The organism is Micrococcus sp. KRD012 (genome assembly GCF_017168555.1).
GTDB classification, from domain to species: Bacteria; Actinomycetota; Actinomycetes; order Actinomycetales; family Micrococcaceae; genus Micrococcus; species Micrococcus luteus.
This window is the reverse complement of sequence record NZ_JABFBB010000007.1, coordinates 271,729-279,664: the sequence shown is the minus strand read 5'-3', so window position 1 is coordinate 279,664 and position 7,936 is coordinate 271,729. Positions and strand designations below refer to the sequence as shown.

General features: G+C 73.0%; 7 protein-coding genes. 5 read left to right on the top strand and 2 right to left on the bottom strand.

What is annotated here, in order from left to right:
* The first annotated feature begins 85 nt into the window (after window positions 1-85).
* The gene (locus tag J1M37_RS04630; protein WP_206452192.1) at window positions 86-1,591 is read left to right on the top strand and encodes an aldehyde dehydrogenase family protein; all 1,506 of its coding nucleotides are present in this window, start codon (window positions 86-88) and stop codon (window positions 1,589-1,591) included.
* Window positions 1,592-1,601: 10 nt separating this feature from the next.
* On the opposite strand, the gene J1M37_RS04625 is transcribed toward J1M37_RS04630, so the two are convergent.
* Window positions 1,602-2,369 (bottom strand): glycerophosphodiester phosphodiesterase, encoded by a 768-nt coding sequence (locus tag J1M37_RS04625; RefSeq protein ID WP_135019742.1) that lies wholly within the window; start codon window positions 2,367-2,369, stop codon window positions 1,602-1,604.
* 177 nt (window positions 2,370-2,546) lie between these two features.
* Window positions 2,547-3,005 (bottom strand): Lrp/AsnC family transcriptional regulator, encoded by a 459-nt coding sequence (locus J1M37_RS04620; protein ID WP_134417070.1) that lies wholly within the window; start codon window positions 3,003-3,005, stop codon window positions 2,547-2,549.
* Window positions 3,006-3,128: 123 nt separating this feature from the next.
* Between J1M37_RS04620 and J1M37_RS04615 the strand changes: the two genes are divergently transcribed.
* The 4 genes from J1M37_RS04615 (at window position 3,129) to J1M37_RS04600 (ending at window position 7,919) form a co-directional block, all read left to right on the top strand.
* Window positions 3,129-4,559: a DUF6421 family protein gene (locus tag J1M37_RS04615; RefSeq protein ID WP_206452191.1), complete on the top strand. Its 1,431-nt coding sequence runs from the start codon at window positions 3,129-3,131 to the stop codon at window positions 4,557-4,559.
* Between the two features lie 3 nt (window positions 4,560-4,562).
* Entirely contained in the window at window positions 4,563-5,237 is a 675-nt protein-coding gene (locus J1M37_RS04610; protein ID WP_119217640.1) for an SDR family NAD(P)-dependent oxidoreductase, read from the top strand.
* Between the two features lie 5 nt (window positions 5,238-5,242).
* Window positions 5,243-6,316: a threonine aldolase family protein gene (locus J1M37_RS04605; RefSeq protein WP_206452190.1), complete on the top strand. Its 1,074-nt coding sequence runs from the start codon at window positions 5,243-5,245 to the stop codon at window positions 6,314-6,316.
* A 100-nt stretch (window positions 6,317-6,416) separates the two neighbouring features.
* Entirely contained in the window at window positions 6,417-7,919 is a 1,503-nt protein-coding gene (locus tag J1M37_RS04600) for an amino acid permease (RefSeq protein ID WP_036316542.1), read from the top strand.
* The last annotated feature ends 17 nt before the right edge of the window (window positions 7,920-7,936 follow it).

Here is a 7,936-nt window from a genome sequence, read left to right as displayed (position 1 = left end):
GTGCGACGGCAGGGCGGGGCGCCGTCGTCGTCCCCCGCGCGACCCGCCCTGCCGTCGCACAGGGCGGCTCGGTAGCGTGGCCGGCATGAGCACGCAGCCCCCCGGTCTGACCACCGACTCCCCCGACACCCCCGCCGACGATCCGGTCCGCGAGCCGTTGCCCACCGAGGCCCTGCCGATCGCGCCGGCCGGGCCCCGACCCGAGGAGCCGCGGGCCGCCGTCGAGCGTCTGCGCGCCGCCGCCCGCTCCCGCGCCGCCCACCCCCGCGCGGTGCGGGTGCGCCAGCTCAAGGGCCTGAAGCGGATGCTGACCGAGCACGCGGACCGGTTCGTCGCGGCGCTCGGCACGGACCTGGGCAAGCCGGCCACCGAGGCGCTGATCACGGAGATCGTCTCGGTGCGCTCCGAGGTGGACCACGCGCTGCTGCACCTGACCGACTGGATGGAGCCGCGGCCCGTGAAGCTGCCGCTGGCCCTGCGGCCCGCGAGCGCGGAGGTCCGGCCGCGGCCCAAGGGTCTCGTGCTGGTCATCGGTGCGTGGAACTATCCGGTGCAGCTCGCGCTCGCCCCGGTCGTGGGCGCGCTGGCGGCCGGCAACACGGTGGTGCTCAGCCCGTCGGAGAAGGCCCCGGCCACGGCGGCGGCACTGCGGGAGCTGGTGCCGCAGTACCTGGACTCCGCGCTGGTCTCCGTGGTGGCGGGCGGCAAGGAGTGCAACACCGCGCTGCTGGCGGAGCCGTGGGACCACATCCTCTACACCGGCGGGGAGCGCGTGGGCCGGATCGTCTACGAGGCGGCGGCGAAGACCCTCTCCCCCGTGACGCTCGAGCTGGGCGGCAAGTCGCCGGCGGTGGTGACGCCGTCGCGGAACACGGGCGCGATGGCCCGCCGCATCGCGTGGGCGAAGTTCACCAACGCGGGCCAGACGTGCGTGGCCCCGGACTACGTGCTGGCCGTCGGCGAGGCCGCGCTGCGCCAGGTGACCGCCGAGCTCCCCGCAGCCCTGCGCGAGTTCTACGGCGACGACCCCCGCGCGTCGAGGGATTACGGCCGGCTCATCTCCGCCGAGCACGCGGAGCGGCTGCAGGAGATGCTCCAGGCGGACCTCGACGCCGGCGCCGAGCTGCTCGTCGGCGGCGACGTGGACGTGGCGGGGCGGTACATGGCGCCCACCGTGGTGACGGGCGTCACGCCGGACGGCGCGCTCATGCAGGAGGAGCTGTTCGGCCCGATCCTGCCCGTGCTGACCGTGGACACCTTCCAGGACGCCCTGGACTTCATCGCGGAGCGCCCGCACCCGCTGGCCGCCTACCTGTTCACGGACCGGCCGAGCTACCACCGCGCGTTCGACGACCAGGTGCAGGCCGGTGGCCTCGGCTACGACGTCGGCCTGCTGCACGCCGGCATCGCGACGCTGCCGTTCGGCGGGATCGGCGCGTCCGGGATGGGCGCGTACCACGGCATCCACGGATTCGAGACGTTCTCCCACCTGCGCCCGTCCATCACGAAGTCGGACCAGGTGGACACGCTCAAGACCGCGTACCCGCCGTACGGGCGGATGAAGCGGGCGCTGCTGCCGAAGATGCTCTGAGGGGCGGGGGTCAGCGCTGCGGCCAGAGTCCGCGGCGGGCGTAGACCTCGGCGAGGACGTCGGCGCGGTCGGTCATGATCCCGTCGACACCGAGGTCGAGCAGGCGCTCGATCTCCGCGGGCTCGTCCACGACCCACACGTGCACCGGCAGGCCCGCCGCGTGGCAGCGGCGCACGAAGTCGGCGGTGGCCACGGGCACGCGGCCGTGCCGGACGGGCACCTGCACGCAGTCGACGTCGAGGGCGTACCGGCGCAGCCAGCGGGTCAGTCCCAGCGGGCCCAGCGTCACGAGCGCCGCGATGGCGGCCGCCCCGCCCGACGTCGCCACCCGCTCCGGCCCGTACGCCCGCTCGGGGTGGCCGAGGCGGGCGAGGGCGCGCCGGAAGAGGCGGCGCCGTGAGTCGTGGAACGAGGCCACGAGCACGCGGTCCCAGGCGCCGTGCTCGGCGAGGATGCGGGCCAGGGCCGGGGCCGACGCACGGTCCTTGAGGTCCACGTTGAGGCGGGCCTCGGGGAGCGCCGTCAGCAGCTCGGCGAAGCGCAGCAGCGGCTCCCCGCCGACCGTGACGTCCGCCAGCCGCTCCCACGTGTGGTCGCGCAGCCGGCCACGGCCCGTGCTGACACGGTCCAGGGCCTCGTCGTGGAACACGACGAGCTCGCCGTCCGCCGTGGTGCGCACGTCCAGCTCGAGGTAGGTGAACCCGGCGGCGTGGGCGTCCACGAACGCGGCCAGGGAGTTCTCCCGGTCGACGGCGGCGCCCCGGTGGGCGAACCCCAGCGGGTGGCCGCGACGGGCGGGGACGGAGTCGGTGAGGTAGGCGGGGGCGGATCACCGTAGCGGGACGGGCGGTGGGGTACTCACTGCCGCAGCCGGGAACGCGAGAGGTCGGAATGAGCGTCAGATCCGCCCTCATTCCGACCTCTCGCGTGACCGGAGGGGCCGAAGCGCCCGCCCTCAGTCCTCGACCGGGAGCTCCAGCATGGGACGGTGCTCGTAGAAGGTCTGCAGCACCACGGTGGTCCGGGTGGACACCGACGCCGTCTGGCGGATCTCCGTCACGAGGGCCTCGAGCTCGCGCGGCGAGCCCACGCGCACGAAGAGCATGTACGCGGCGTCGCCGGCCACGGAGTGGCACGCCTCGATCGCCGCGATGGACTCGAGGAGCTCGGGGGCGTCGTCGGGCTGGCGCGGGTCCAGCGGGCTGATCTCGATGAACGCGGAGAGCGGCCTGCCCACGGCCTCGGGGTCGAGCAGCGCACGGTAGCCCGTGATGACGCCCGTGCTCTCGAGCCGGCGCAGGCGCGCCTGCACAGCGGAGGTCGACAGGCCGACCCGCTCGGAGAGCTGGGCGAGCGTGGCGCGCGGGTCATGGGAGACGGCGGCCGCGAGCCGCGCGTCGACAGGGTCGTCCATGCGCCGCACGCTATCAGCCGGCCCCGGCCGCCGGGTTGACAGCCCCGTGCCCTCATGGAACCCTTCCGGCAAGTGATCCGCGTCACCGGATATTTTCCGGCAATTCGACCTCAGGAGGGTTCCATGTCCACCACTCTGCAGCCCGCCCAGGCCGACGTCGTCGTCCCGGAGACCCCGGCCGACGCGCGCACCGTCGAGACCCACCCGGCCTGGCTCCGCCTCAAGGCCGCCGCCACCGCCCTGCAGCCCCTGCAGGTCAAGGACGGCTCCATCCCCGACCCCGCGGACCACGCCGCCGCGCGCAAGCACGTGGAGACCATCGTCGCCGCCGTCGAGGAGCTCGCCCCGCTCTTCCCGCACGACGCCGCCTACCTCGCCGCCCTGCCCCGCGACTTCGCCCGCTGGGCCGACGGCGGCTTCGCCGAGCCCGACTTCCTGGACTCCCTCGTCGCCTTCCAGCCGCAGGAGCACCGCGTCGACGGCGTCCGGCACCTCGTGGTCTTCCCGATGTACACGCAGAACGGCTCCCCCGACCGGCACGTGGAGGCCCTCGTCGTCGAGACCATCTGGCCCGAGTTCATCGCCGAGCTCGAGGCCGGCGACTACGGCAACCGTCTCTTCGTCTCCCTGCGCCTGATCGACTTCACCCCCGGCTACGACACGAACTCGGCCGTCCTCTTCCCCGAGACCGTGGCCATGCGCGAGATCCCCACCTTCACGTGGGGCGCCATCTTCCAGGACCGCGAGGCCGCCCGCTTCCGCCGGGTCGTCACCGCCGCCGCCGAGATCACCCAGCTCGAGCTCCCGGCCGAGCTCGCCGAACTGCTCTCCAGCCAGGAGCTCGCCGAGGGCACCTTCGTGATGTGGGACCTCATCCACGACCGCACGCACATGCGCGGCGACCTGCCCTTCGACCCGTTCATGATCAAGCAGCGCATGCCCTTCTTCCTCTACACGCTCGAGGAGATGCGCTGCGACATGACCGCCTTCCGCGAGTGCGTGGCGATCGAGCGCCGCCTCACGGCGCGCGCCGCCGCCGGCGAGCAGCTCACCGCCCTCGAGGAGCAGACCCGCCGCCACGCCGGGCTCGTGCAGCACGCCGTCCTCTTCGACCGCGTCTTCCGCTTCGCCCTCACCGGCTCCCGCGTCCGCAACTACGACGGCCTCGGCGGCCAGCTGCTCTTCGCCTGGCTGCACCGCAAGGACGTGATCCAGTGGCGCGACGTCGAGCTCAGCGTGGACTGGGACCGGCTCGCCAACGCCGTCGTCGAGCTGGGCGACGCCATCGACACGCTCTACTGGGAGTCCATCGACCGCCCCAAGACCGTGCACTGGCTCCAGGCCTACGAGCTCGTCGCCTCCGTGGTCACCCCGCACCCGGCCTCCGTGTGGGCGCAGGGCCTGCCGCGCGAGGTGCTCGCCGGCCCGCCCAAGGGCTACACCGACCTCGTGCTCGACGACGAGTTCCCGCTGTCCATGTTCTTCGAGGCCCTCGAGAAGAAGATGTGCGGCGTCATCGAGTCCACCGCCGGGATCCGCGGCACGGACGCCTGACCCGTGGCCGCCCTGACCGACCGCGCCGTCCTGATCGCGGGCGCCACGAGCGCCTCGGGGCGGGCCGCCACGCGCACGCTCCTCGACGCCGGCGCGCACGTCGTCGCGACCGGGCGCGACGCCGCGAAGCTCGCCCCCCTCGCCGCGCTCGGCGCCGAGACCGCGGCCCTGGACCTCACGGACGAGGCCGCCGTCCGCGGCCTCGTGGAGGACCTGCACGCCCGCGGCACCCGGATCGACGGCCTGCTCCACCTGGTGGGCGGCTGGCGCGGCGGCGGGGGCCTCACCGGCCAGACCGAGGACGACTACCGCGCCCTCGAGGCCTCGTTCACGGCGCTGCGGCACGTGAGCCGGGCCCTCGACGACGACCTGCGGGCCTCGTCCGCCGGTCGCCTCGCGATCGTCTCGTCCACGGCGGTGACCCGGCCGCTCGCCGGCGGCGCGAACTACGCCGCGGTGAAGGCGGCGAGCGAGGCATGGACCCGCGCGGTCGCGCAGGGCTGGGCCAAGGCCGCCCGGGACGCGGAGGCGCCGCTGCGCTCGGCGGCCGTCGTGTTCCGCGTGAAGTCCCTCGCCGGGCTCGAGGAACGGCTGGCCGAGGAGTACGCGCGACTGTGGAAGGCTGAGGCGGGCGCGCTGAACGACGCCGTCCTCACGCTCCAGGAGAAGGGAACGTAACTGACATGCAGAGGATCCACGATCCGCAGGAGCGGGGCTTCGCCTCGGACAACTACTCCGGCGTCCACCCGGAGGTGCTCGCGGCGATCGCCGAGGCCAACGGGGGCCACCAGGTCGCCTACGGCGAGGACGTGTACACGGCCCGCCTCCAGGAGGTCGTGGCCCAGCACTTCGGCGAGGACGCCACCGTGTGGCCGATGTTCAACGGCACCGGGGCGAACGTCGTCGGGCTCCAGGCCATGCTGCCCCGCTGGGGCGCGGTGATCTGCGCGGACACCGCGCACATCCATGTGGACGAGGGCGGCGCGCCGGAGAAGTCCGCCGGCATCAAGCTGCTGCCCGTGGCCACCGACGACGGCAAGCTCACGCCCGAGCTGATCGCCGCCGAGGCCTGGGGCTGGGGCGACGAGCACCGCGCCCAGCCCCTGGTCGTGTACCTCACCCAGTCCACCGAGCTCGGCACGGTCTACACCCCGGACGAGGTCAAGGCCATCACGGACTACGCCCACGAGCACGGGATGCGCGTCTACCTGGACGGCGCCCGCATCGCCAATGCCGCGGCCTCCCTGGGCCTGCCGCTGCGCGCCTTCACCACCGACGTCGGCGTGGACGTGCTCTCCCTCGGCGGCACCAAGAACGGGGCGCTGCTGGCCGAGGCCGTCGTCGTGCTCGACCCGGACGCCGCGGACGGCCTCGTGTACCTGCGCAAGAACCAGATGCAGCTGGCCTCGAAGATGCGCTTCATCTCGGCGCAGCTGCTCGCCCTGTTCGACGGCGACCTGTACCTGCGCTCCGCCCGCCACGCCAACGCCATGGCCGCCCGGCTGCGCGCCGGCATCGAGGCGGGGGTCGCCGACGGCTCGCTGGCCGGCGTCGAGTTCACGCAGGCCACGGACGCCAACGCCGTGTTCGCCGTCCTGCCCGAGGGCGTGGCCGACCGGCTGCGCGCCCGCTTCCGGTTCTACGACTGGGACGCGGCGCGCCGCGAGGTGCGCTGGGTGTGCGGCTTCGACACGACCGAGGAGGACGTGGACGCGTTCACGGCGGCGCTGCGCGCCGAACTCGTCCCCGCCGTCTGACGGACGCGCCCGGCCGGGATACCCTTCTACCACCGTGCAGCAGGGTGGGACGCCGCGGCCTTCGACGCGCGTCCGACCGCTCCTCCACCGAAAGGCCACCGTGGACACCAGCGCACCCCGGACGTCCCCGTCGACGCCGGCCGCCTCCGCCGCCCACGCCACCCATGAGGGCGGCTCCCTGCAACGCACCCTCAAGTCCCGGCACCTGACGATGATCGCGATGGGCGGCGCCATCGGCACGGGCCTGTTCGTGGCCTCGGGCAACACCATCGCGACCGCCGGCCCCGGTGGCGCCCTCGTGGCCTATGTGGCCATCGGCTTCATGGTGTTCCTGCTGATGCAGTCGCTCGGCGAGATGTCCACGTACCTGCCGGTCTCCGGCGCGTTCGAGGAGTACTCGACCCGCTTCGTGAGCCCCTCGTTCGGCTTCGCCATCGGCTGGAACTACTGGTACAACTGGGCGATCACGGTGGCCGCCGAGCTCGTCGCGGCGGCCCTGATCATGCGGTACTGGCTCCCGGACGTGCCCTCGTGGATCTGGTCCGCGATCTTCCTCGCGCTGCTCTTCGGCCTCAACGCCCTCTCCACGCGCGCCTACGGCGAGAGCGAGTTCTGGTTCTCGCTCATCAAGGTCGCCACGGTGGTGATCTTCCTGGTGCTCGGCGTCCTGATGATCGTCGGCATCCTCGGCGGCTCCTCCCCCGGCTTCCACAACTGGACGGACGGCGAGGCCCCCTTCGTGGGCGGCGGCGCCGGCATCCTGGCGATCTTCATGGTGGCCGGCTTCTCCTTCCAGGGCACCGAGCTGGTCGGCGTGGCCGCGGGCGAGGCCGAGGACCCGGAGAAGAACGTGCCCAAGGCGATCCGCACCGTGTTCGTGCGCATCCTGCTCTTCTACGTCGGCGCAATCACCGTCGTCGGCTTCCTCATCCCCTACACCAGCCCCCACCTGCTGGGCAGCGACGTCGAGGACATCTCGATCTCCCCGTTCACGCTCGTCTTCGAGAACGCGGGCGTGCTCGCCGCCGCCTCCGTGATGAACGCCGTGATCCTCACGGCCATCCTCTCCGCGGGCAACTCGGGCCTGTACGCCTCCACCCGCATGCTCTGGGCCCTGGCCGACTCCGGCAAGGCCCCGCGCTTCCTGGCGAAGGTGAACCGGCGCGGCGTGCCCATGAACGCCCTCTACGCCACCACCGCGGTGGGCGCGGCGTGCTTCCTGACCACGTTCATCGGGGACGGCGCCGCCTACGTGTGGCTCGTCTCCGCCTCGGGCCTGGCCGGGTTCATCGTGTGGATGGGCATCGCCTGGAGCCACTACCGGTTCCGGCGGGCCTACGTCGCGCAGGGCCACGACCCGAAGGACCTGCCCTACCGCGCCTTCCTGTTCCCCCTGGGCCCGATCGTCGCGCTGGTCATGTGCGCCGTCGTGATCCTCGGCCAGAACTACCAGGCGTTCATGGGCGACGTGGACCTCGTGGCCGTGGCCAGCGCGTACATCGGCCTGCCCCTGTTCCTCGCGCTGTGGCTCGGTCACAAGCTCGTCACCGGCTCGAAGCCGGTCCGCTACGAGGACGCCGACCTCACCCGCGTCCTGGACTGAGTCCCCCACCTCGGAGG